The 22,164-nt window shown below is 64.5% G+C and carries 19 protein-coding genes; 10 read left to right on the top strand and 9 right to left on the bottom strand.

Annotation, left to right across the window (positions count from 1 at the left end; all coding sequences use genetic code 11):
- The first annotated feature begins 485 nt into the window (after nucleotides 1–485).
- The 3 genes from BPHY_RS12270 (at nucleotide 486) to BPHY_RS12280 (ending at nucleotide 4,102) form a co-directional block, all read left to right on the top strand.
- Nucleotides 486–2,012, top strand: coding sequence for a TAXI family TRAP transporter solute-binding subunit (locus tag BPHY_RS12270; protein WP_012401797.1), 1,527 nt, complete (start codon nucleotides 486–488; stop codon nucleotides 2,010–2,012).
- 186 nt (nucleotides 2,013–2,198) lie between these two features.
- Nucleotides 2,199–2,843 carry a 2-hydroxychromene-2-carboxylate isomerase gene (locus BPHY_RS12275; RefSeq protein WP_012401798.1) on the top strand — a complete coding sequence of 215 codons (645 nt, stop codon included), beginning with the start codon at nucleotides 2,199–2,201 and terminating at the stop codon, nucleotides 2,841–2,843.
- Between the two features lie 230 nt (nucleotides 2,844–3,073).
- On the top strand, nucleotides 3,074–4,102 hold the full coding sequence (locus BPHY_RS12280) for a LysR substrate-binding domain-containing protein (protein WP_012401799.1): 1,029 nt from the start codon (nucleotides 3,074–3,076) through the stop codon (nucleotides 4,100–4,102).
- 1 nt (nucleotide 4,103) lies between these two features.
- Here the strand turns inward: BPHY_RS12280 and xdhC are convergent, their stop codons facing one another.
- The 4 genes from xdhC to BPHY_RS41720 all read right to left on the bottom strand — a co-directional run bounded on the left by xdhC (nucleotide 4,104) and on the right by BPHY_RS41720 (nucleotide 8,966).
- The gene (gene xdhC, locus BPHY_RS12285) at nucleotides 4,104–4,694 is read right to left on the bottom strand and encodes a xanthine dehydrogenase accessory protein XdhC (RefSeq protein ID WP_012401800.1); all 591 of its coding nucleotides are present in this window, start codon (nucleotides 4,692–4,694) and stop codon (nucleotides 4,104–4,106) included.
- A gap of 22 nt (nucleotides 4,695–4,716) precedes the next feature.
- Nucleotides 4,717–7,074 carry a xanthine dehydrogenase molybdopterin binding subunit gene (xdhB, locus tag BPHY_RS12290; protein ID WP_012401801.1) on the bottom strand — a complete coding sequence of 786 codons (2,358 nt, stop codon included), beginning with the start codon at nucleotides 7,072–7,074 and terminating at the stop codon, nucleotides 4,717–4,719.
- A 33-nt stretch (nucleotides 7,075–7,107) separates the two neighbouring features.
- Nucleotides 7,108–8,625 carry a xanthine dehydrogenase small subunit gene (gene xdhA, locus BPHY_RS12295; RefSeq protein WP_012401802.1) on the bottom strand — a complete coding sequence of 506 codons (1,518 nt, stop codon included), beginning with the start codon at nucleotides 8,623–8,625 and terminating at the stop codon, nucleotides 7,108–7,110.
- Between the two features lie 179 nt (nucleotides 8,626–8,804).
- Nucleotides 8,805–8,966, bottom strand: a complete 162-nt coding sequence (locus BPHY_RS41720) for a hypothetical protein (protein ID WP_157686541.1) — start codon at nucleotides 8,964–8,966, stop codon at nucleotides 8,805–8,807.
- A gap of 44 nt (nucleotides 8,967–9,010) precedes the next feature.
- On the opposite strand from BPHY_RS41720, the gene BPHY_RS12300 reads away from it, so the two are divergent.
- Nucleotides 9,011–10,222 carry an MFS transporter gene (locus BPHY_RS12300; protein ID WP_012401803.1) on the top strand — a complete coding sequence of 404 codons (1,212 nt, stop codon included), beginning with the start codon at nucleotides 9,011–9,013 and terminating at the stop codon, nucleotides 10,220–10,222.
- A 209-nt stretch (nucleotides 10,223–10,431) separates the two neighbouring features.
- On the opposite strand, the gene BPHY_RS12305 is transcribed toward BPHY_RS12300, so the two are convergent.
- Together BPHY_RS12305 and BPHY_RS42515 are read right to left on the bottom strand one after the other, a co-directional pair.
- Complete coding sequence (locus BPHY_RS12305) at nucleotides 10,432–11,652, bottom strand: pyridoxal-phosphate-dependent aminotransferase family protein (RefSeq protein ID WP_012401804.1); 1,221 nt, start codon at nucleotides 11,650–11,652, stop codon at nucleotides 10,432–10,434.
- 555 nt (nucleotides 11,653–12,207) lie between these two features.
- Nucleotides 12,208–12,354, bottom strand: a complete 147-nt coding sequence (locus BPHY_RS42515; RefSeq protein ID WP_167538859.1) for a hypothetical protein — start codon at nucleotides 12,352–12,354, stop codon at nucleotides 12,208–12,210.
- Nucleotides 12,355–12,447: 93 nt separating this feature from the next.
- On the opposite strand from BPHY_RS42515, the gene BPHY_RS41725 reads away from it, so the two are divergent.
- From BPHY_RS41725 to BPHY_RS12320, 3 genes are all read left to right on the top strand, one after another.
- Entirely contained in the window at nucleotides 12,448–12,798 is a 351-nt protein-coding gene (locus tag BPHY_RS41725; protein ID WP_157686542.1) for a hypothetical protein, read from the top strand.
- 144 nt (nucleotides 12,799–12,942) lie between these two features.
- Nucleotides 12,943–13,932, top strand: a complete 990-nt coding sequence (locus BPHY_RS12315) for a LysR family transcriptional regulator (RefSeq protein ID WP_012401806.1) — start codon at nucleotides 12,943–12,945, stop codon at nucleotides 13,930–13,932.
- A 63-nt stretch (nucleotides 13,933–13,995) separates the two neighbouring features.
- Nucleotides 13,996–15,003, top strand: coding sequence for a 2-hydroxyacid dehydrogenase (locus BPHY_RS12320; protein WP_012401807.1), 1,008 nt, complete (start codon nucleotides 13,996–13,998; stop codon nucleotides 15,001–15,003).
- 32 nt (nucleotides 15,004–15,035) lie between these two features.
- Here BPHY_RS12320 and BPHY_RS12325 read toward each other — a convergent pair whose 3' ends face one another.
- Nucleotides 15,036–15,593: a plasmid fertility inhibition factor family protein gene (locus BPHY_RS12325; protein WP_012401808.1), complete on the bottom strand. Its 558-nt coding sequence runs from the start codon at nucleotides 15,591–15,593 to the stop codon at nucleotides 15,036–15,038.
- A 281-nt stretch (nucleotides 15,594–15,874) separates the two neighbouring features.
- Here BPHY_RS12325 and BPHY_RS12330 point away from each other — a divergent pair, with 281 nt between their 5' ends.
- From BPHY_RS12330 to BPHY_RS12340, 3 genes are all read left to right on the top strand, one after another.
- Entirely contained in the window at nucleotides 15,875–16,753 is an 879-nt protein-coding gene (locus BPHY_RS12330; RefSeq protein WP_012401809.1) for a crotonase/enoyl-CoA hydratase family protein, read from the top strand.
- 200 nt (nucleotides 16,754–16,953) lie between these two features.
- Nucleotides 16,954–18,111, top strand: coding sequence for an MFS transporter (locus tag BPHY_RS12335; protein WP_012401810.1), 1,158 nt, complete (start codon nucleotides 16,954–16,956; stop codon nucleotides 18,109–18,111).
- Between the two features lie 77 nt (nucleotides 18,112–18,188).
- Complete coding sequence (locus tag BPHY_RS12340; RefSeq protein ID WP_012401811.1) at nucleotides 18,189–19,346, top strand: MFS transporter; 1,158 nt, start codon at nucleotides 18,189–18,191, stop codon at nucleotides 19,344–19,346.
- A gap of 13 nt (nucleotides 19,347–19,359) precedes the next feature.
- Here the strand turns inward: BPHY_RS12340 and fahA are convergent, their stop codons facing one another.
- Both fahA and hmgA read right to left on the bottom strand, forming a co-directional pair.
- Entirely contained in the window at nucleotides 19,360–20,670 is a 1,311-nt protein-coding gene (gene fahA, locus BPHY_RS12345) for a fumarylacetoacetase (RefSeq protein WP_012401812.1), read from the bottom strand.
- Nucleotides 20,667–21,989, bottom strand: a complete 1,323-nt coding sequence (gene hmgA / locus BPHY_RS12350; RefSeq protein WP_012401813.1) for a homogentisate 1,2-dioxygenase — start codon at nucleotides 21,987–21,989, stop codon at nucleotides 20,667–20,669. The genes fahA and hmgA overlap by 4 nt, the downstream gene beginning before the upstream one ends.
- Nucleotides 21,990–22,164: the final 175 nt, after the last annotated feature.

Consider the following 22,164-nt stretch of genomic DNA (forward strand, 5'->3'; position numbering starts at 1 on the left):
GCGGACGGCCCGCACGCACGCGCGCACGAAGGCGCAACGAGGCGTGGCGAGCCTGGAGCGTTGTCACGGTCTGCGTGAGAGGCATTGGAAGTGGTAACGGCCGGCGCGATCCATCCTGCGCAACGATGCATGACGCTTGCCGTGCGCCGCGCGGTTGGCAGCGTGCCCTGGTCTCTTGAGTCTTGCCGGGTCGCGCTGCGCCAACGTCGATTCGCGGCAGCGATGCCAATGTAATCTAGCCGCGCAAGTTCTGCAAAGGATATCGCGCGTGACGCACGGTCTCTGTTGACACACGAGCGGATAAAGTGCGCAGCCCGAGGTGCTGGTTTCCCACATTCTGCAAGCGGCGCCGCCTTTGCCGATCGCCCGCCTGGTCACTTTTTGTTACGCGTTTGGGCCGCGGCAGGGCCGCCCGACGCGCCGCCGCGTCATCAAAGTCATGTACCATCGGCCCGAATTCATTCATCCGACCGCTCCGCATTCCCATGAAGCCTTCCGAAGGACGTCGGCCGGAACGCACGGCTGAACGCAAGCCGCCCAAGCTCGTCGCCCGTTTCGTGGCGATTTCGTGGCGCGATCTCGCCGTCTCGTTCGGCCCGATCCTCATCATCAGCGCGATCGCGATCTATATCGCCGTACGCCTGATCCAGCCTGCGCCGCCCGACACGCTGACGATGGCGGCCGGTCCCAAAGGCAGCACCTTCTGGGTTGCCGCGCAGAAGTACAAGGAGATCCTCGCGCGCAACCGCATCACGCTCAACGTGCTGGAGACGGAAGGCTCGCTCGACAACTACCGGCGTCTCGCCGACCCGCACGCGAACGTGGATGTCGGCTTCGTGCAGGACGGCATCGCGCCGTCGAAACCGACGGACAATCTGATGTCGCTCGGCAGCGTCGCCTATGTGCCCGTCGCGATCTTCTATCGCGGGCCGATGGTCACGCTGCTGTCGGAGTTCAAGGGCAAGCGCATCGCGATCGGCGTCGAAGGCAGCGGCACGCGCGAGCTCGCGCTGCAGTTGCTGAAAGCGAACGGCATCACGCCCGACGGTACGACGAAACTGCTGCCGCTGTCGGGTGACGACGCCGCCCGCGCGCTGACGGAAGGCAAGATCGACGCGGCGATCCTCACGGGCGACTCTGCGCAGCCGCCCGTGATGGGCAAGCTGTATCGCACGGCAGGCGTGCAGTTCTACGACTTCACCCAGGCAAGCGCGTATGCGAAGCGCTTTCCGTATCTGACCCAGCTCGACATGCCGATGGGCTCGTTCGATCTCGGCAAGAACCTGCCGTCGACCACGCTGCACATGATCGCGCCCACAGCCGAACTGGTCGCGCGCGATTCGCTGCATCCCGCGCTGTCCGATCTGCTGATCGAAGCCGCGCGCGAGGTACACGGCAAGGCGACGGCGCTGCAGAAAGCAGGCGAATTCCCCGCACCGCTCGCGCATGATTTCCCGATCAGCGACGACGCCGCGCGCTACTACAAGTCGGGCAAGGGCTTCCTCTACCGGATGCTGCCGTTCTGGCTCGCAAGCCTGGCCGACCGGCTGCTGGTGGTGCTGGTGCCCGTCATCGTCGTGCTGATTCCGGGGCTGCGGCTCGTGCCGTCGCTGTATGCGTGGCGTGTGAAATCGCGCATCTACCGCTGGTATGGCGCGCTGATCGCGATCGAGCGCGAGGCGCTCAGCGACACCTCGGCGGCCGAGCGCGAGGCGCTGATCGTGAGGCTCGACAAGATCGAGGAATCGGTCAACGGGCTCAAGATGCCGCTCGCGTATGCGGATCAGTTCTACGTCCTGCGCGAGCATATCGGCTTTGTCCGGGCGCGCCTCGCGCGGGCGTCAGACACGGCCGCGACGCGCGAGGCCGGCGGCGCAGCGGGAGCGCCGGGTTCGCTGCACGCGCCGGATGCAGGCGCCGTCGGCCGCGCGCAAGCGCGCGCGGCCATGCACGAGGGCCACGCGGCACCCGAAGGTCATGAAGACCGCCGCGAAGGCGGAGAGAGCCGATAGGGTCACCCGGCCGAACGCGCGAGCGTCATGACGCGCACGTCCGGCGCCCACGTAACAGGCGATGCCGCAACGGCATTTCGTCAAATGATGCGCACGGGGCTTGCTCCGCGTAAGATCGAAACAATCAGAATCGGCTGACGCGCGGCATCGCCGACAGCCCGCCGATTCAGGCAACCGGGAGACATCATGACCGATGGCATCGACGCCACGCAGCCACTGTGGTTTTACGACTTTGTCTCACCGTTTTCGTATCTGCTGCTCGAACAGCACGATAAATGGCCTGAACTGCCGTTCGCGCTGACGCCCGTGCTGCTGAACGACCTGTATCGCCACTGGCGTCAGCGGATCGCCTACGACGTGCCCGCGAAACGCATTTTCACGTACCGGTATGCGCTGTTTCGCGCGGAACAGCTCGGCATTCCGTTCCGCATGCCGCCCGCGCACCCGTTCGATTCGTTGAAGCCGATGCTGCTGTCGGTCGCGCTAGGCTCGGATCTGCACACGGTGCGCGAGATCTTCCGCTTTATCTGGCGCGACGGGCGCGATCCGTCGAGCGACGAAGGCTTCGCCGCGCTGTGCGAACGCCTGAAGGTAGCGGATGGTCAGGCGCTGATCGAACGGGAAGCAACGCGCGCGCAACTGATGCGCAACAGCACCGACGCGATCGCAATCGGCGTATTCGGCGTACCGACGTTCTGGCTGAACAAACAGTTGTTCTGGGGCGAAGACGCGCTGCCGATGGTGCTCTACTGCGCACGCACGCCGAACTGGCTCGAATCGAAAGAAGTGAAGCGGATCACGTCGCTGCCTTCGGGGTTGCCGGGCGCTTGAGCTGATCGCGCTGCGAGCGACACACGTCGCACGCCAGCGGCGAACGCCGGAGCGACACGTGATGCCCGGCATAGGGCATGCACTATGCCCGCGCGGGGCAAACGGGCATAAGGTTATGGCTTCGCACGCGTGGCGCGGCGTCGAGCGCATGACGCCGCGCCACGCGCGATGCACCGCCTCACACAAGCATTCGAAATGCCTAGCATGGGCCTCCCCCGCCCCGCCGATTCATGGACGAAGACACCGCCGCTTCACTCGATATCTGGCTCGTGCGCGTGCTGCGCACGCTGCTCGTCGAGCGCAGCGTCACGCAGACAGCACTTCGCCTGAACCAGACACAGCCCGCCATCAGCACTGCGCTGCGCAAGCTGCGCGAAACGCTGAACGATCCGATTCTCGTGCGCGGCAAGTCGGGCATGGTGCCGACGGAATATGGCGAATCACTGCTCGCCGCCGCGCAGAAGGTGCTGCGCGACGTCGACTTCGTCGCGACGCCGCACGGCGACTTCGACCCGGCACGCTCGCGGCGCACGTTCCGCATTGCCGCGCCCGATTACCTGAACGACTTCTTCATGCCGACCGTGATCGCCCAGTTCCGCGAGACGGCGCCGCATGCGCGGCTCGAGATCGAGTCGCTCGGTCCGCTTTTCGATCACACCTGTGCACTCGATGCGGGCGAACTCGATCTCGTCATCGGCAACTGGCCGAAGCCCGACTTGCGCTTCGAGCGCAGCGATCTCTTCTCGGATACCGTCGTGTGCATGATGCGCGCCGATCATCCGCTGGCGAAGGCGCCGCTCACGCGCGATGCGTATCTCGCCGCGCCGCATCTCGCGCCCGCGCATTACAGCGGCGCGCGCGGCGGCGCGATCGACACGGGCTTCGCGCGCGCGCGCGCGTCGCGCCGCATCGTCGCGACGTTGCCGTACTTCGGTCTCGTGCCGCAGGTGCTGCTGCAATCGGATCTGATCTTTACGACGACGCGCCGCTTTGCACTTCACTATGCGGCGATGTTGCCGCTGGCCGTGGTCGACGTACCGATTCCGTTTCCGCGCATCAAGTGTTATCAGATGTGGCATCCGCAACCGGACCGGCCAAGCGATATTGCATGGCTGCGCGGCCTGATGGCGCAGGTGTCGGACATGCTCGTGGCGAAGAAGCCGCGGCGCGCAAGGGCGGCGGCGAAGCAAGCGACGGCGGAAAAAAAAGCGGGCGCAGCCAGTGTGCCCGCCGCGCCCGCTGGAGGAAGCGGTCAGTGAATCACGCGCCGATCTGGTCCGCTTCCTGAGCGGATGCGAGATCGGCAAGCGAAATCTGCTGCGAACGCAGCTGCAGCAGTTCCGCGCAGACGGCGATGGCAATCGATGGCGGCGCCTTGTCGACGATTCCGGGCACGCCGATCGGACATGTCATCTCGAACAGACGCTGCGAATCGACGCCACGATCGATCAGGCGGCGCTCGAACTTCACGCGCTTCGTCTTCGAGCCGATCATCCCGAAGTACGTGAAGTCGCGCCTCCGCATGATGCGCTCGGCGAGCGCGAAGTCGAGCGCGTGGTTGTGCGTCATCACGAGGAAGTACGCGCCGGCGGGCGCTTCGTCGACGATGGCGGCGGGTGTGTCGGTCGCCTCGACTTGCACGTTCGCGGGCACTTCGTCGGGGAACAGTTCGTCGCGCTCGTCGACCCATTGCACCACGCACGGCAGGCGGCCGAGCAGCGATATCAGCGCATGGCCGACATGACCCGCGCCGAACAGCACGACGTGCATCGGCGGCGGCAGCTTCGTCGCGTGGCCGCTGCGCCGGCCGATCTGAACGGGCATGTCGACGGAAGAAGAAACGGGCATCATCGCGGGCAGCCTCTTATTCCGGTCAAACCGCACGCGAAGCGCGCACCGCGCGAATCGCCTTGAGGATTTCTTCGCCCGTCGCAGGTGCGTTCAACGGCGGGTTCACTTTGTAATCGCCGACGGCAGCCACGGCATCGCGAATCGCGAAGAACACCGAGAACGGCAACAGCAACGGCGGCTCGCCCGTCGCCTTCGAGCGATGGATGCTGTCCTCCGCGTTGCGGTTCTTGAACAGCCGCACGCGGAAATCGGGCGGCGTGTCGTTGACGGTCGGAATCTTGTATGTGGACGGCGCCTGCGTCATCAGCTTGCCGCTCGCGTTCCACCACAGCTCTTCCGTCGTCAGCCAGCCCATGCCCTGAATGAAGCCGCCTTCCACTTGCCCCACGTCGAGCGCGGGATTCAGCGACGCGCCCACATCGTGCAGCGCATCGGCGCGCAACACGCGCATTTCGCCCGTCAGCGTGTCGATCACGACTTCCGACACGGCTGCACCGTACGAGTAGTAGAAGAACGGCCGGCCTTGCAGCTTCGCCTGATCCCAGTAGAGCTTCGGCGTCGCGTAGAAGCCATCGGACCACAGCTGCACGCGCGCCAGATACGCCTTGGCGATTACTTCCTCGAACGGCACGACAGCGTCGCCGACCAGCGCGCAGTCGCCCGCGAAACGCACTTGCGCGGCCGTCACTTCGCCCGCGCCGAACTTGTCGGCCGCGAACTCGGCAAGTCGCTCGCGCAGCTGGCGCGCGGCGTCTTGCGCGGCCTTGCCGTTCAGGTCCGAGCCCGTCGATGCCGCCGTCGCCGACGTATTCGCGACCTTCGACGTATCCGTGGCCGTGACGCGCACGCGGCTGAAGCTCACGCCGAGTTCATGCGCGACCACCTGTGCGACCTTGGTATTGAGGCCCTGGCCCATTTCCGTGCCACCGTGATTCACGAGCACCGAGCCATCGGTATAGATATGAACGAGCGCGCCCGCCTGGTTGAAGTGCGTGACATTGAACGCGATGCCGAACTTGACGGGCGTCAGCGCGAGGCCCTTCTTCAGCACTTCGTTATTGCGGTTGAACTCGAGCACTTCGGCGCGGCGCCTGCGATAGTCGCTTGTCGCTTCGAGTTCGTCGATCAGTTCATGAATCACGTTGTCTTCGACGACCTGCCCATACGGCGTCTGATTGCGCTCCGTCTTGCCGTACAGATTGCGGCGGCGCACGTCGAGCGAATCCTTGCCGAGCGAGCGCGCGACATTGTCCATGATGTATTCGATCGCGAACGCGCCCTGCGGACCGCCGAACCCGCGGAACGCCGTATTCGACTGCGTATTGGTCTTGCCACAGAATCCGTCGATCGAGACGTCCGACAGGAAATATGCGTTATCGAAGTGGCACACGGCACGCGTCATCACGGGGCCGGACAGGTCAGCGGAAAAGCCGCAACGCGACGTCATGTCGACGGACACGCCTTCGATCACGCCTTCGTCGTCGTAGCCGACGTCATACGTATAGTGAAAATCGTGGCGCTTGCCCGTCACCATCATGTCATCGTCGCGGTCCGGACGCAGCTTCACGGGGCACAGCAGTTTCCAGGCAGCGAGCGCCGCGCAGCACGCGAACATGCTCGACTGCGATTCCTTGCCACCGAAGCCGCCCCCCATCCGGCGGCACTCGACCAGCACGTTGTGCGAATGAACGTTCAGCATGTGCGCGACGAGATGCTGCATTTCCGTCGGGTGCTGCGTCGAGCAATGCACGTGCATGCCGTCGTCGTCCTTCGGCACCGCATACGAGATCTGTCCTTCCAAATAGAACTGCTCCTGGCCGCCAAGCAGCATGTCGCCTGCTTCGCGATGCACCGCGCGTTGCAGCTTCGCCGCTGCATCGCCGCGTGCCAGCTTCATCGGTGGAATCACGCTCTGGTTCGCGGCGCGCGCCTGCTGCGCCGTCAGCACCGCGGGCAGTTCCTCGAATTCAATGTCTGCGCGACGCGCACCGAGTCGCGCGGCATCGTGCGACGTCGCGACGACGATGAACATCGGCTGGCCGACGTACTGAACGACGCCGTCCGCGAGAATCGGATCGTCACCTTTGACGATCGGCGCGCAATCGTTGTGGCCGGGAATGTCGTCCGCCGTGAACACCGCGACGACACCGGGCGTCGCGCGCACCTTGTCGAAGGACATCGACAGGATCTTTGCATGCGCTTTCGGCGACAGGCCGAGCGCGGCGTGCAGCGTGCCCGCGAGTTCGGGAATGTCGTCGGTGTAGGTGGCGCGGCCGCTCACGTGCAGATGAGCGGATTCATGCGGGCGCGACACGTGCACTTGCGTGAAGTCGGCGAGTTCCTTCGCGTCTTTCAGGAACGGTTCGGCTTGCTGGTTCATTCTGCAGGTTCTCCGTATTCGTACCCTTCGCTATCAGGCGTCCGCGCCTGCCGCCAGCACCGCGCGCACATCGAGCGCACTCTTTTGCAGCGGATCGTTCGGGCGTGTTTCGAGCCAGAAGCGGTACAGCGTGTTCTTCGCGGCTTCGAGGCGGTAGTCGCTGGTGGCGCGCATGTCGGACAGCGGCTCATAGTCTTTCGCGAGCGCGAGCATCGCGATCCGCGCGGTCGCTTCGTGCCAGTCGTTGTCGGCGAGCGCGGCTTCCGCGTGCGTCGCGCGCTTCGGGGTCGCGGCCATCCCGCCGAACGCGATGCGCGGCTCGCGAATGGTCTCGCCATCCGCGATGAACGAGAACGCGGCGCACACGGCGGAAATATCCGAGTCGAAGCGCTTCGAAATCTTGTACGTGCGGAACTGGAAGTGCTGGCGCGCCGCGTTGCGCGCGGGCACCTTCAGACCGACGACGAACTCGTGCGCGGCCATGTCCTTCTTCTGATACGCGAGGTACAGGTCTTCCAGCGGCAGTTCGCGTTCGATGTCGCCGCCGCGCAGCACGACACGCGCGCCCAGCGCGATCAGGCCCGGCATCGAATCGCCGATGGGCGAGCCGTTCGCCACGTTGCCGCCGAGCGTGCCGGCGTTGCGAATGGGCAGCGACGCAAAGCGCTGCCACATCTCGGTCAGCTCGGGATACTGCTTCGCGAGTTCGGCATACGCCCGCTCGACGGTGACAGCGGCGCCGATTTCGATCCAGTCGTCGGTGACGCCGATCTTCTGCATCTCGGCGATCTGGCCGACGTACACGATATGGCCCAGGTCGCGCATCATCTTTGTGACCCACAGGCCGATATCGGTGCTGCCCGCGAGAATCCGCGTGTCGGGTGCGGCCGCCTTGATCTGCGCGAGCGCCCCGACGGTGCGTGGCGCGTCGAACTGCTGCCCGTCGTGTTCGTAGTGGAAGGTTTCGCCGCGTTCGAGCGTCGCAAGCTTCTGCGCGAGCGACTTGACATCGATGGGCGCTTTCGGTGCGGCCAACTGGAACATGCGCTCGGCCGCGTCGATGATCGGGCGATAGCCGGTGCAACGGCACAGATTGCCTGTCAGCGCATTGGCGATATCCGCGCGATTGGGAACCGTTTTGTTTGCGCAGCTGTGCTCATGTCCGTGCCTTTCATAGATCGACCACATCGACATCACGAAGCCCGGCGTGCAGAAGCCGCATTGCGAGCCGTGACATTCGACCATCGCTTCCTGCACGGGATGCAGACTGCCGTCCGGCTGGCGCAGGTCTTCGACGGTAAAGAGCGCCTTGCCATCGAGCGTCGGCAGGAACTGGATGCACGCGTTGACGGCCTTGAAGCTGATGCCGCCCGCGTCGTTGCGCTCACCGATCACGACCGTGCACGCGCCGCAATCGCCTTCCGCGCAGCCTTCCTTGGTGCCCGTGCAGCGCGCGTCCTCGCGCAGATATTGAAGAACGGTGCGGGTCACAGGCGCGTCGGTGATTTCACGGATCGCGTTGCGGTGATAGAAGCGAATCGGCTGGCTCATGTCTCGTGCTCGTTTCGGTTGTTCGCGTCCGCGCCGGACGGCGGACGGTGCGGCTGATGGTCGAAAAGTAGCATCATCAATATTCACAACCCATAGGCCCCGTCGCATGAGGGACATATAGCTGGCGCGATAAATTGAGACAGCGGCGGGTCGCTGGACTTATATTCACGCGTCCGCTTCTAGCCGATTTTCGTATTTATGTCTTGTTTGGGACATACCATTCCAGCCGGACGCACGGTGCGGCGCTGAAAAGTTTGATGGAAAGCCGTCAGATCCCCACCTCGGCGCGCTGTTTCGGCGATAAATTTATTGAGCGGAGCCTGCAGGGGAATCGGTTCCATGGGAAAATCATGCTTCCCCGCCAAATTCAAGTGTCGTTTTCCCCATGTCCGCCGACTCCGCTAGACCGCGCAGCGAATTTGCGACCACTTTGCAGATCATTCCGGTCGTTTTCTTTACCTTTCTTTGTTACCTGACGATCGGCATTCCGCTGGCCGTGCTGCCTGGATATGTCCACGACGATCTCGGCTACAGCGCCGTGATTGCGGGTCTCGCGATCAGCGTCCAGTATTTCGCGACGCTCGCGTCGCGTCCGGTTGCAGGCCGGTCGGCTGACACGCTCGGGCCAAAGAAGACGGTGACGATCGGCTTGCTCGGCTGCGGCGCGAGCGGCGCGCTGTTGCTGCTGGCCGTTCTGCTGGGCCGCTGGCCGACGTTGAGCCTGAGCCTGCTGGTGCTGAGCCGGCTGGTGCTCGGGTTCGGCGAGAGCCTGTGCGGCACGGGAGCCATCCTGTGGGGCATCGGACGTGTCGGCACGACGAACAATGCGCGCGTGATTTCATGGAACGGTATCGCCACGTATGGCGCGCTCGCGATCGGTGCGCCTGTCGGCGTATGGATCTCGCACAGCGTGGGCTTTTTCGCGCTCGGGGTGGTCGTGATCGCGCTGGCGGCGACCGGCTACGCGCTCGCGCAGCGGATCGCGCCGGTACCCGTCGTGCACGGCGAGCGGTTGTCATATCGGAGCGTGTTCACGCGCGTGCTGCCGCACGGTATCGGCCTCGCGCTCGGCTCGGCGGGCTTCGGCTCGATTGCGACGTTCATCACACTGTTCTATGCGGCCAATCACTGGCCGAATGCGGCGTTGTCGCTAACGGTGTTCGGCACGCTGTTCATCGGTGCGCGTCTGCTGTTTGCCAACACGATCAAGACGTACGGCGGGTTTCGCGTCGCGATCGCGTCGTTTTCCTTCGAATGTGTCGGCTTGCTGTTGCTGTGGCTTGCGCCTGAGCCGCATGTCGCACTTGCGGGGGCTGCGTTGACAGGGTTTGGGTTTGCTTTGGTGTTCCCCGCGCTTGGGGTCGAGGCGGTTGGGCTCGTGCCACCTGCCAGCCGTGGCGCGGCGTTGTCGGCGTATTCGGTGTTTCTCGATTTGTCTCTGGGGATTACCGGGCCGCTCGCCGGGTATATTGCCGGTGAGTTTGGGTACGGGTCGGTGTTCCTTTTTGCAGCTATTGCCGCTGCTGCCGCTGTCGCGCTGTCGACCATGCTGTATTTGCGCAATGCGCGGACGCCGAATGCGCCTGCGGCGGCGTAGTGTTCATGGCGGGTGCTTTTGCGGCGCGGCGGTTTTCGGGATCTTGTCGTAGCGCTGGCATCCGCGTGGTGTCTCCTGGTTTGCTGGTGCCGCCCCGCACAGGGGCAACGCCGGCAAACCAGATGTACAAAGCGGATGCCCGCGCAGCCGCAAAAACCTCGTCCCAGCGAAAGCAAACCTGGCGACTACGTCGCAGGCACAACAAAAAATCACTCCCTGCCCGCCGCCAGCGCGCGCTCAAGTGCTGCCACCCCAGCCGGCAAATCCACCCGAACATCAAGCTCAGACATCGTCCGCCCAAACGCATGTAGCGTGCGAAACAGGTTATGCGCGCGCGCCTGCTCCCCCATCTGCCCGATCCGCACGATCGGCAGCCCGAACGATCCCGAAATCTCCACCTGGTGATACCGGGAGATATGTCCGCAGATATCAGCAGGCGTCAGCGATGACTTCACAGGGACCTCGATCCCCACCACCGAATTCAAGCGGCACTCGGCAGGTGCATACAGCTGCAAGCCCATTGCGCTGATCCCCGCCTGCAACGCAAGCGAGCACCTCAGATGCCGCGCGAAGCGCTTTTCCAGCGTCTCCGCGCACACGAGCCGCAACGCCTCGTGCAGCGCCAGCACACCCGACACGGGCGCCGTATAGTGATATCCCGCGTTGTGCCAGAAGTTCTCCGCCAGCGCCGCGTCGAGGCACCAGTGCGGGCTCGCATCCTTGCGCCCCTTCACCCGCTCCCACGCCGCATCCGAAAACGCGATCAGCGACACGCCGGGAATCGACGACAACCCCTTCTGCCCGCCCGTGATCACCGCGTCGATGCCCCAGGCATCCATGTCGAGCGGCATCGTCGACAACGTGCACACGGCATCCACGACGACGAGCGCCCCCGCCTTCTTCGCGAGCGCAGCGATGTCTTGCAGGTGGTAGTTCCAGACGGTATTCGACGTCTCGCCCTGCACGATCGTCACGATCTCGGGACGCGTGCGGCGAATCGCTTCTTCGACCTGTTCGAGCGTGGCGACCGCCCGGTCCTCGACTTCGAGCAGCGTCACGTCCGCACCGACGCGCCGCCCCATCTCCGCCATCCGCGCGCTGAAAAAGCCGTTCTTGATGCTCAGCACGCGCGTGCCACGCCACGCGAGATTGGAAATCGCCATCTCCATGGCGGCCGAGCCCGGACCCGCGACGCCCAGTACCCACTTCGAATTCGTCTGAAACACGTAGCGCGCCATCGTCTTCACCTGTCCGACCACCTTGGCCATCGTATTGCCCAGATGGTTGATGACGATCGCATTGGCCTTCGCGACCGCGGCGGGGATCGGCACGGGGCCGGCGCCCATCATCAGCAGCGGTTCTTCGGGAAGAATCGCATCGAGCGATTCGACTTCAGGACAGGGAACGACGTTGGACGTTGTAATGGTCATGATCGATACGCATGAAACGGAAGTGAACGTTGCAGAAAAAAGGCCCGCCGCGCGCAGCAGCACCTGCGGGCGGCGGGCCGTCGTTCGATCATTCACCCATATGTCCATTTGCGCAAGGGATGCATCCCCGTCTCTGCCTGACGGATTGTCACTTGACCTCTTTCCCCTGAAGGTTTTTGCCCGTCTCCTCGCGATAGCGCTCCAGATGGTCTTCCGTCAGCTTGCCCGCATCGCACGCCCGATCTTGCGGTAGCGGACCCATTGAGATTCGCGAGTAACACACGCCCAACGGATGCTTCGTGCCGGCAGGCACAGTTGATCGCGCATACAACTTGCAGCCCGCGAGAAACGAGATGCCCGGCCGCCCCTTTTTCGCGCACGTTCGAAGCGCTCAGCCAACCCCTCGCATTTCGGAAACCCGCCGACGCGCTCGGGCACGTGCGCGAACGAACGCTTCGACTCGCGCATTGCGAACCGACCGAATTGCCCGAAGCGATAGCGCGGAATCGTCGCGGGAAAGTTCGGATGCCGGGGCCCGCGTTCAGCATCGACGCGTCACCCGGGCGCCCGACTGCGCCGCCAGCCCGAAAACGACGGGCCCGTCAGCGGCAGCCGGAGGTTGGAAAGCGCGTAGGTGATCGTGTAGCCGATGACGGGGGTCGAATTGCCCGTCACGCCGACGAGCGCGCTGATCGCGGTCATGCTTCACATGCGGATTTTCACGGCAACGCAGATCTGGCGCGGACATTCAAACAATGCGCGCACGTTTATCCCCACGGCCATTAGTCGCGTTAAATGAAAATGCGCGCGTTATTCGCCGGAATTAATCGGCATTATTTGCAGCAAGATGTATTGAACCGCACTGACAAAGGTGCGGCAGATCAGAATGGCGCCGTCGGCAAGAAGCCGGAAATCAGCTTGTGTCCGTTCCGTGGACAGGCATCGTTCCCTCGCAAGGTTGTCCAGCAACTGCGGGCAGCCGTTATGCGGCCTGATGGCTATTTTATGTCCGCATTCGAATGCGATCGGAAATCGTATCGCCGTATTGCGCCAAATCACCCAACGCGGCATTTTCCACAATTGCGAAATGTCCTCATCGGTTTTATAGATATTGTAATCGCCAGCGACTGTCAATATTATTTTTAAGCCGGATCTGCACAATTCCTGTACGGGCAAATTGTATGAAATATGCCCGTATTACACCCGCCAACGGTCGACGCAGACGTGTCTGCCGCACGCCACCACCGGGTCAACGATGCGCGACAGCATCGCGCTTTAGAGGGCGCCACCATGAATCAGGTTTATGCAATGCGGGTGTTTGTCCGGGTCGCCGAAACACAGAGCTTCAGACGCGCGGCCCAGCAACTGAAGGTATCGAACGCGCTGGTCACCCGCTCGATCGCCACACTCGAGGCGCATCTGCACGCGCGCCTCATCAACCGCACGACGCGCAACCTTTCGCTGACGGAAGCCGGCACGCATTATCTGGAAGGCTGCCGTGGGTTGCTGGAGGAACTCGACCATCTGGAGGGTTCGGTCGCTGGCACCGAGCGCGAGCCGGGCGGCACGTTGCGCGTCGTCGCAACCGGCTCGCTGTCGCCGCAGGCGCTAACGCATCTGTTGGACGGCTACCGGCGCCATTATCCAAAGGTGCGCATCCGGCTCACGCTCGCCGAGCGCATGCCGCACCTGCTCGAAGACGGCTACGACGTCGGGCTCTTCATTGCGAGTCCGGCCCCGGCGCCGGGTGCGGCGGCCGAGATCGACAGCATCGAGCTGTCGTTCGCCACGCAGCGGCTCGTCGCATGCGCCGCGCCTTCCTATCTCGCAGCGCACGAGGAGCCTCGCCGCCCTGAGCAGATGGCGCTGCATTCGTGTATCGCGACGCCCTCCGAGCAGCGCGGCCCGACAGTCTGGCATTTCATCGACAGCGACGGCGATGCGCAACCTGTCACGCTCGAGCCGTCGTACACGGTCAACAGTCCACTGCTCGTGCGACTCGCGGCGATCGCAGGCATGGGCATCGCCGTGCTGCCCGAGTCGCTGGTCGCCGACGACTTCGCAACGGGCGCGTTGAAGCGCATCATGCAGGGCTATACCGTCGATGAATCGCAGGCCAAGGTGTCGCTCGTCTATCCGCGCCGCCGTCATTTGCCGGCCAAAACCCGCGCGTTCGTCGACTACACGGTCGGCCATGCGGGTTGTCCCGCAGACGTCCTGCCCATCGCGACGCATGCGATCGTGGCGCACGACATGCGTCTCGCGCAGCACGCTTCGTGAGGCGTGCGCCGTGGGCCACGCGTCGCGGACGCCGCACGGGAAGCTCATCAGGAGAGCCGTGACATGCGCATGATGCTGTTCAGCAGCCGCCAGTACGACATCGACACCTTCACCGAGGCAAATGCCGCGTTCGGCTACGAGTTGCACTTTCAGGAGTCGCATCTCGACGCGGACACGGCCGTTCTCGCCGAGGGCTACGATGTCGTGTGTCCGTTCGTCAACGACAGCGTCGACGCTGCGACGCTCGAAGCGCTGCACGCAGGCGGCGCGCGGCTCATCGCACTGCGCTCAGCGGGCTTCAATCACGTCGATCTCGCGGCGGCGCAGCGGCTCGGCATCGGCGTCGTGCGCGTGCCAGCCTATTCGCCGTACGCGGTCGCCGAGCATGCGGTCGGACTGATCCTCGCGCTGAACCGCAAGCTCGCGCGCGCTGTCGCGCGCACGCGCGAAGGCGACTTCTCGCTGAACGGCCTGCTCGGTTTCGATCTGCATGGCAAGACGGTCGGCGTGATCGGCACGGGCATCATCGGCCGCTGCTTTGGGCGCATCATGGCGGGCTTCGGCATGCAGGTGCTCGCGCACGATCCCGGGCCGCCGGCCACCGAGCTGCTTGCGCTCGGCGGACGCTACGTGCCCCTCGATACGCTGCTCGCAGACTCGGATATCGTCAGCCTGCACTGTCCCCTGCTGCCCTCCACGTATCACCTGATCGACAGCCACGCACTCGCGAAGATGAAGCGCGGCGCGATGCTGATCAACACGGGGCGCGGCGGGCTCGTCGAAAGCAATGCGCTGGTCGGCGCGCTCAAGAGCGGGCAGCTGGGACACCTCGGGCTGGATGTGTACGAAGAAGAAGGCGGAATTTTCTTCGAGGACCACTCGAATCTGCCGCTGCAGGACGATGTGCTCGCGCGGCTGCTGATGTTCCCCAACGTGATCGTCACCGCGCATCAGGCGTTTTTCACGCGCGAGGCGATGACGGAGATAGCACAGACGACGCTTGGCAACGTCGAGGCGTGGCGCGACGGCACACCGCGCAACGTCGTCGAGGCGCCGCCCGCGAGCGGTTGAAGTTTCGCTGCGGAGCGTGCCTTTTCAAACGCTCATCCTGTCGAGCGCGCCGCGCCGCTCGCATTGGCCGGCGTGGGCCGCAACGTCGTGCGGGCGTCGTCGGACGCGCCGCAGTACTGGCGCAGCAGCGCGGCTTCGCGCTCGTGCACTTCCACCGGAAACCACACGGCACCCGCGGCCATCATGTAGCGCGCGCGATGCTGGCCGTTGCGGAATGCAACCACGCCCTCGTGCTCGAGCCTGAGCAGCCCGAGCAGACCCGGCGCGCGGCGCGTCGTGATCGTCACGTAGGGCATCTGCGGAATGCGCGTATTCGATGGATCGAGAAACTCGCGGATCCCGCGCAGCTTCCCCTGATGCCATTCCTGCACGGGACGCAGCACGTAATCGGTGTCGTCGCGATCGGCGCACGCGATCAGCTTGCGGGCATCGACGAGCACGACCTGATGCCGCGTGCCGTCCGCAGCGAACACGCGCTTCAGGCGCACGTGTCCATAGGGCGGATGTTCGTGCAGCGGCACGGTCCAGAACGGCTCGCTGCCGGACGACGGCGCGGGTGAAGCGATCGGTGATTCCATCAAGGTGGACATAGGGCGTACTCCTTGCGCCGGTGCGTGCGCGCGCCCTGGCTGTTCAAAATTCGCCTAAGCTACGAGTCGATTGTTAAAACCGCGTGACGTGCGGACAAGCGATTCGCGCTGCATCGCCCCGTTCGCCACGCATCGTCGCTTCGGCGATGCTGTTCGAGTTGTTTTCCGTTTAGCGGTCGTTTTGCGCGCTTCTTTAGGGTGTCGGCATGCGCGCAGCCGCTTTTACACGATGCTTTTCATTCCGTGCAGGTTTTTGCGAAAGCTTCTCAACGGAGCGAACGATGTCCAGCGAACCATTCGGTGAACATGTGCGGATCGAAACTGCACAAAATTCCCCAACTGCACAGAATCAGCAAGTTGCGCGCCCGCTCGATGCCGTCGCGACGATCGTCATCGACCGTTCCGAGCGCCGCAATGCCGTCGACCGTCCAACGGCGGAAGCGCTGTCCGCCGCCTTCCGCCGCTTCGAAGCGAACGAAGCATGGCGCGTCGCGGTGCTGACGGGAGCGGGTGGCACGTTCTGCGCGGGCGCGGACCTCACTGCTCTACAAGACGACGCGCGGCGCAACGAATTGCACGCCGACGGCAGCGGCCCCGGGCCGATGGGGCCCACGCGCATGATGTTCGCGAAGCCGGTGATCGCCGCGATTGCGGGCCATGCGGTGGCGGGCGGTCTGGAACTGGCGGCGATGTGCGATCTGCGCGTGATCGAAGAAGACGCCGTGCTCGGCGTGTTCTGCCGACGCGTGGGCATTCCGCTGATCGACGGCGGCACGATCCGGCTGCCGCGCCTTATCGGGCAATCGCGCGCGCTGGATTTGATCTTGACGGGCCGTGCGCTGACGGCCGACGAAGCGCTCGCGTTCGGCCTTGCGAATCGCGTCGTGCCGAAAGGTCATGCGCGCGCCGCCGCCGAGCAGCTCGCGGCGGACCTGGCTGCGTTTCCGCAGGCGGCAGTGCTCGCGGACCGCCGCTCCGTCTACGAGAATTCGCCACTCGACAATCTGCAAGAAGCCCTGCGCCGCGAGGGCGCAGGTGGCTATGAGGCCGTGTTCGCGCAAGGGCTGACGGGCGCAGCTGCATTCGCTGCGGGTGCAGGCCGCCACGGCAGTGCGATCGGGCATGGCGAGAATCACACGTCAGACAAAAAAGTCCGTTGAAATAAGGGCCTTTCGCTGCGAAACGCACCCGCATCGACGAAATACAACAGTGCGCAACGCAGACTGCACGGCCAATATGGCTTAGGTACAATCCCCTACTGATTTACGCTTGCCGACGTCTGCGTACTCATCCCGAACGCGCGCGACGGCAACACGTGCGGCGCTTCCTTCCGCCGCGCCTCTCTCGCAAAAGTCCCATCATGCCTTTGCCCCTGCTCGCACTCGCCGTCGCTGCGTTTGGAATCGGTACCACCGAGTTCGTCATCATGGGGCTGCTGCCCGATGTCGCGCGCGATCTGGGCGTGTCGATCCCGGCCGCGGGGATGCTGGTGTCGGCGTATGCGCTCGGCGTGACGATCGGCGCGCCGATCGTTGCGCTCGCGGTCGCCAACATGCCGCGCAAGAAGGCGCTGATGTGTCTGATCGGCATCTTCATTTTCGGCAATCTGCTGTGCGCGATCGCGCCGGGCTATGCGGTGCTGATGGCCGCGCGCATCGTGACCGCGTTCTGCCACGGTGCGTTTTTCGGCATCGGTTCCGTCGTCGCCGCCGGGCTTGTTGCGCCGAACCGCCGCGCGCAGGCGATCGCGCTGATGTTCACGGGTCTCACGCTTGCCAACGTGCTCGGCGTGCCGCTCGGCACTGCGCTTGGCCAGGCCGTCGGCTGGCGCGCGACCTTCTGGGCAGTGACGGTTATCGGCGTGCTGGCGGCCGTCGCGCTCGCGCTTTGTCTGCCGCCGAAGATCGAGATGCAGAAAGCCAGCCTCATCCACGAGTTCACGGTGCTGAAGAACCCGCAGGTGCTGATGGTGCTCGGCACGAGTGTCCTCGCGTCTGCAAGCCTGTTCTCGACCTTCACCTACATCACGCCGATTCTCGAAGACGTGACGGGCTTCACGCCGCACGCCGTGACGATGGTGCTGCTGCTGTTCGGGCTCGGGCTGACCGTGGGCAGCACGCTCGGCGGCAAGCTCGCCGACTGGCGCCCCGTGCAGTCCCTGCTGTCGTTCCTGCTCGCGATCGTCGCGATCCTGTCGATCTTCGCGATGACGATGCACAGCGAAATCCCCGCGATGGTCACCATCTTCCTGTGGGGCGTCCTCGCGTTCGCGATCGTGCCGCCGCTGCAGATGCTGATCGTCGATCGTGCAAGCAGTGCACCGAATCTGGCCTCGACGCTCAACCAGGGTGCGTTCAATCTCGGCAATGCGACGGGTGCGTGGCTCGGCGGCATGGCGATCGGCGCAGGCGCGCCGCTCACGTCCCTGCCGTGGATCGGCGTCGCGACGGCGGCGGGCGCGGTGGCGCTGACGTGGTGGTCGGTGTCGCTCGACGGGCGTTTGCGTGCAGCGGGCTGAGCGGCCAATCGCGCATGGCCGTCATCAGAGAGCCCCGATGATGCCAATGACAGACGGGCGGTGTAGCATCTCGCCCGATGAAAGTCGTCTTCTCCCGTGATTTCCTCGCGCTGATCCTGAGCGTGGCCGTCGTCGGCCTCGGCAGCGGCGCGACGCTTCCTCTCACTGCCCTCGCGCTGACGCAGGCGGGCTACGGCACCGACGTGGTCGGCCTGCTGACGGCCGCGCAGGCGGGCGGCGGCCTGCTGGTGGTGCCCGTCGCCGGCTGGATCGCGGCGCGCTGCGGCGGCCGTCACGCGATCATCGGCTCGGTGCTGGTCGTCGCAATCGCCACCGCGCTGATGCAGGTGAGCGCCAATCTGTTCGTCTGGGGCGTGCTGCGCGTGCTGTGCGGCGTGGCGCTGATGCTGCTCTTCACGATCGGCGAGGCATGGGTCAACCAGCTCGCCGACGATGCATCGCGAGGCCGCGTCGTCGCCATCTACGCAACGAACTTCACGCTGTTCCAGATGGCAGGCCCCGTGCTCGTCAGTCAGATCGCGCAGTACGACGATTGGCGCTTCCTGATTTGCGGCGCGATCTTTCTGATCGCGTTGCCCGTGCTGTCGATGATCCGCTCCGCGCCTCACGCATCCGACGAACATGAGCCGCATGGCAACTGGCGCCGCGTGCTGCCGCAGATGCCTGCGCTCGTGGTCGGGACCGGCTTTTTCGCGCTGTTCGATACCATCGCGCTGTCGCTGATGCCGCTCTTCGCGATGGCGCATGGCATGTCCAGTGAAGTGGCCGTGCTGTTCGCGTCAGCGCTGCTGCTCGGCGACACGACGATGCAGTTTCCCATCGGCTGGCTCGCGGATCACCTGGGGCGCGAGCGTGTGCATATCGGCTGCGCGGTGCTCGTCGTCGTGTTGCTGCCGCTGCTGCCTTGGGCCGTGCAGTCACCGTGGCTGTGCTGGCCGCTGCTGTATGTGCTGGGCGCGGCGGCGGGCGCGATCTACACGCTGTCGCTCGTGGCCTGCGGCGAGCGCTTTCGCGGTGTGGCGCTGGTGTCGGCGAGCTCGCTCGTCGGTGCGTCGTGGAGTATCGCGAGTTTCGGCGGGCCGCTCGTAGCGGGCGCCTTGATGAAGAGCGTCGGCAACGACGCGATGATCGGCGTCGTGCTCGCGAGCGCGTTGGCGTTTCTCGCGGCGATGCTGTGGGAAAAAAGACGCGGCGTGGCGCGCGCCGCGTCCTGATTTCGCGGGCGATTCAGCGCTGCGCCGGCACGATCTCGCCGACGCACGTGCCAAAGCCGACGCGATAGCCGTCGCCCTGGCACCATCCGGCGAGCGTGAGTTCGTCGCCGTCCTCAATGAAGGCGCGCGTGCTGCCGTCAGGCAGTTGCAGCGGATTCTTCCCGTTCCACGTCAGTTCGAGCAGGCTGCCGAACGAATCGCCCGTCGGCCCGCTGATCGTGCCCGAACCCATCAGATCGCCGACGCGCGTATTGCAGCCCGATACCGTGTGATGCGCAAGCTGCTGCGCCATCGTCCAGTACATGTGACGGAAGTTGGTGCGCGAGATCGTCGTCGCTTCCTTCGCGCCCTTCGGCTTCAGCAGCACTTCAAGCGAGATATCGAAGCCATGCTCGCCGCCCTGGCGCAGATAGTCGAGCGGCTGCGGATCCTGCACGGGTTGCGCGACGCGGAACGGTTCGAGCGCGTCGAGCGTGACGATCCACGGCGAGATCGTAGTCGCGAAGCCTTTGGAATTGAACGGCCCGAGCGGCACGTATTCCCATTGCTGGATGTCGCGAGCGCTCCAGTCGTTCAGCAGCACCATGCCGAAAATGTGGTCTTCCGCCTGTTCGCAGGGGATCGGCTCGCCGAGCGCATTGCCGCGTCCGACGATAAAGCCCGTCTCCAGCTCGATATCGAGCTTGCGGCACGCGCCGAACACCGGCCGTTCCTGATCGGGCAGCTTCAACTGGCCGTTGGGACGGCGCACGGGCGTGCCGCTCACCACCACCGACGACGCCCGCCCGTTATACCCGATTGGGATTTCCAGCCAGTTCGGCAGCAGCGCGTTCTTCGGATCGCGGAACATCGAGCCGACATTGGTGGCGTGTTCCTTCGACGAATAGAAGTCCGTGTAGCCCGGAATCTGCACGGGCAGATGCAGCGCTGCGTCGCCTTGGCGGATCAGCGCGCGGCTGCGCAGTTCGGCGTCGTCGCGCAGCACCGGATTATCGCGCGACAGCAGCTTGCTCAACTGGATGCGCACGCTGCGCCACGCATCGCGGCCGAGCGCGATGAAATCGTTGAGCGCGTCGCGCACGAACACGCTGTCGCCTGCGCCCGAGGACGGCACCGTCAACAGCCCCGCGCTTTCGAGCGCCGCCAGATCGACGATGCAGTCGCCGAGCGCGACGCCGGCACGGCGGGTTGCGTTGAGTCCATCGCTGAAGATGCCGAACGGCAGATTCTGGATCGAAAAATCACAGGACGGATCGTTCGCCGATTCGACCCAACTCTTGCGCGACGCGTCGAGCGTCGCCTGAAGATCGCTCGATGCGTTCATCGTTGCTCCGGGTTGAAATGTTTCTCGAGACCTTGCCAGCATTCGAAGTAATGCGCCTGAAGCTGCGCCGTTTCCAATGCGAAGCGGGTCGGCTTGATGAGCGTGCGCGTTTCGAACATGAAGGCCATCGTGTTGTCGACCTTGTTCGGCTTGCTCGTGTCGATGTTCGACGCCTTCTCGAACGTGTCCGCGTCCGGGCCGTGGCCCGACATGCAGTTGTGCAGGCTCGCGCCGCCGGGCACGAAGCCTTCTGCCTTCGCGTCGTACGCGCCGTGCACAAGCCCCATGAACTCGCTCGCGACATTGCGGTGGAACCAGGGCGGACGGAACGTGTCTTCGGCAGCGAGCCAGCGCGGCGGGAAGATCACGAAGTCGATCGAATCGACGCCTGGCGTGTCGCTTTGCGATTGCAGCACGAGGAAGATCGACGGGTCCGGATGGTCATAGCTGATCGAGCCGATCGTATTGAAGTGGCGCAGATCGTACTTGTACGGCGCGTAGTTGCCGTGCCACGCAACCACGTCGAGCGGCGAGTGGCCGATATCCGCGCGCCACAGATGGCCGTTCATCTTCGCGACCAGTTCGAAGTCGCCCTCGCGGTCTTCATAAGCCGCATGCGGCGTCAGGAAGTCGCGCGGATTCGCCAGTCCGTTTGAGCCGATCGGCCCGAGGTCCGGCAGGCGCAGCAATGCGCCGAAGTTTTCGCAGATGTAGCCGCTCGCGCGGCCATCCAGCAGCGATACCGAAAAGCGTACGCCGCGCGGTATCACCGCGATCTCGAACGGCTCGACATCGAGCTTGCCCATTTCCGTGAAGATCGAAAGACGCCCCGCCTGCGGCACGATCAGCAACTCGCCGTCGGCGTTGTAGAAGAAGCGGTCCTGCATCGACTGATTGGCCGCGTATACGTGAATCGCGCAGCCACTCATCGCTTCCGCCGAGCCGTTGCCCGCCATCGTCACCCAGCCGTCGACGAAATCGGTCGGCTCTGTCGGCATCGGCAGCGGATCCCAGCGCAGCTGATTGGGCGGCGTCGGCGGCACCTCGGCGAAATTCGCGACGAGCCGGTGCGACGGCAGCGCCGTGAACGGCTGATGCACGGCCGCCGGGCGGATGCGGTACAGCCACGAACGGCGGTTATGGCCGCGCGGCGCGGTGAATGCCGTGCCCGACAACTGCTCCGCGTACAGGCCGTACGGTGCGCGCTGCGGCGAGTTGCGGCCTTGCGGCAGCGCGCCGGGCAAAGCCTCGGTGGCGAATTCATTGGCGAAGCCCGACTGGTAGCCCGGCTGGATTTCGCGTCGTGTGCTCGATTCCATGCAGTGATCTCCGTGAATGCGTTGGCGCGCTCCCGCATCGCCACCGACGTTTTTACGAATAGTAAAACAGATTATGATTAGTGAAATTAACGTAAACCCGGAGTCGAGCCGCGAGCGCCACACGAGCGGCGAAATCCATATCAGTATTTGGTGCATGGACGGGCAGCCACCGCTG

This window comes from Paraburkholderia phymatum STM815 (assembly GCF_000020045.1).
Lineage (GTDB): Bacteria > Pseudomonadota > Gammaproteobacteria > Burkholderiales > Burkholderiaceae > Paraburkholderia > Paraburkholderia phymatum.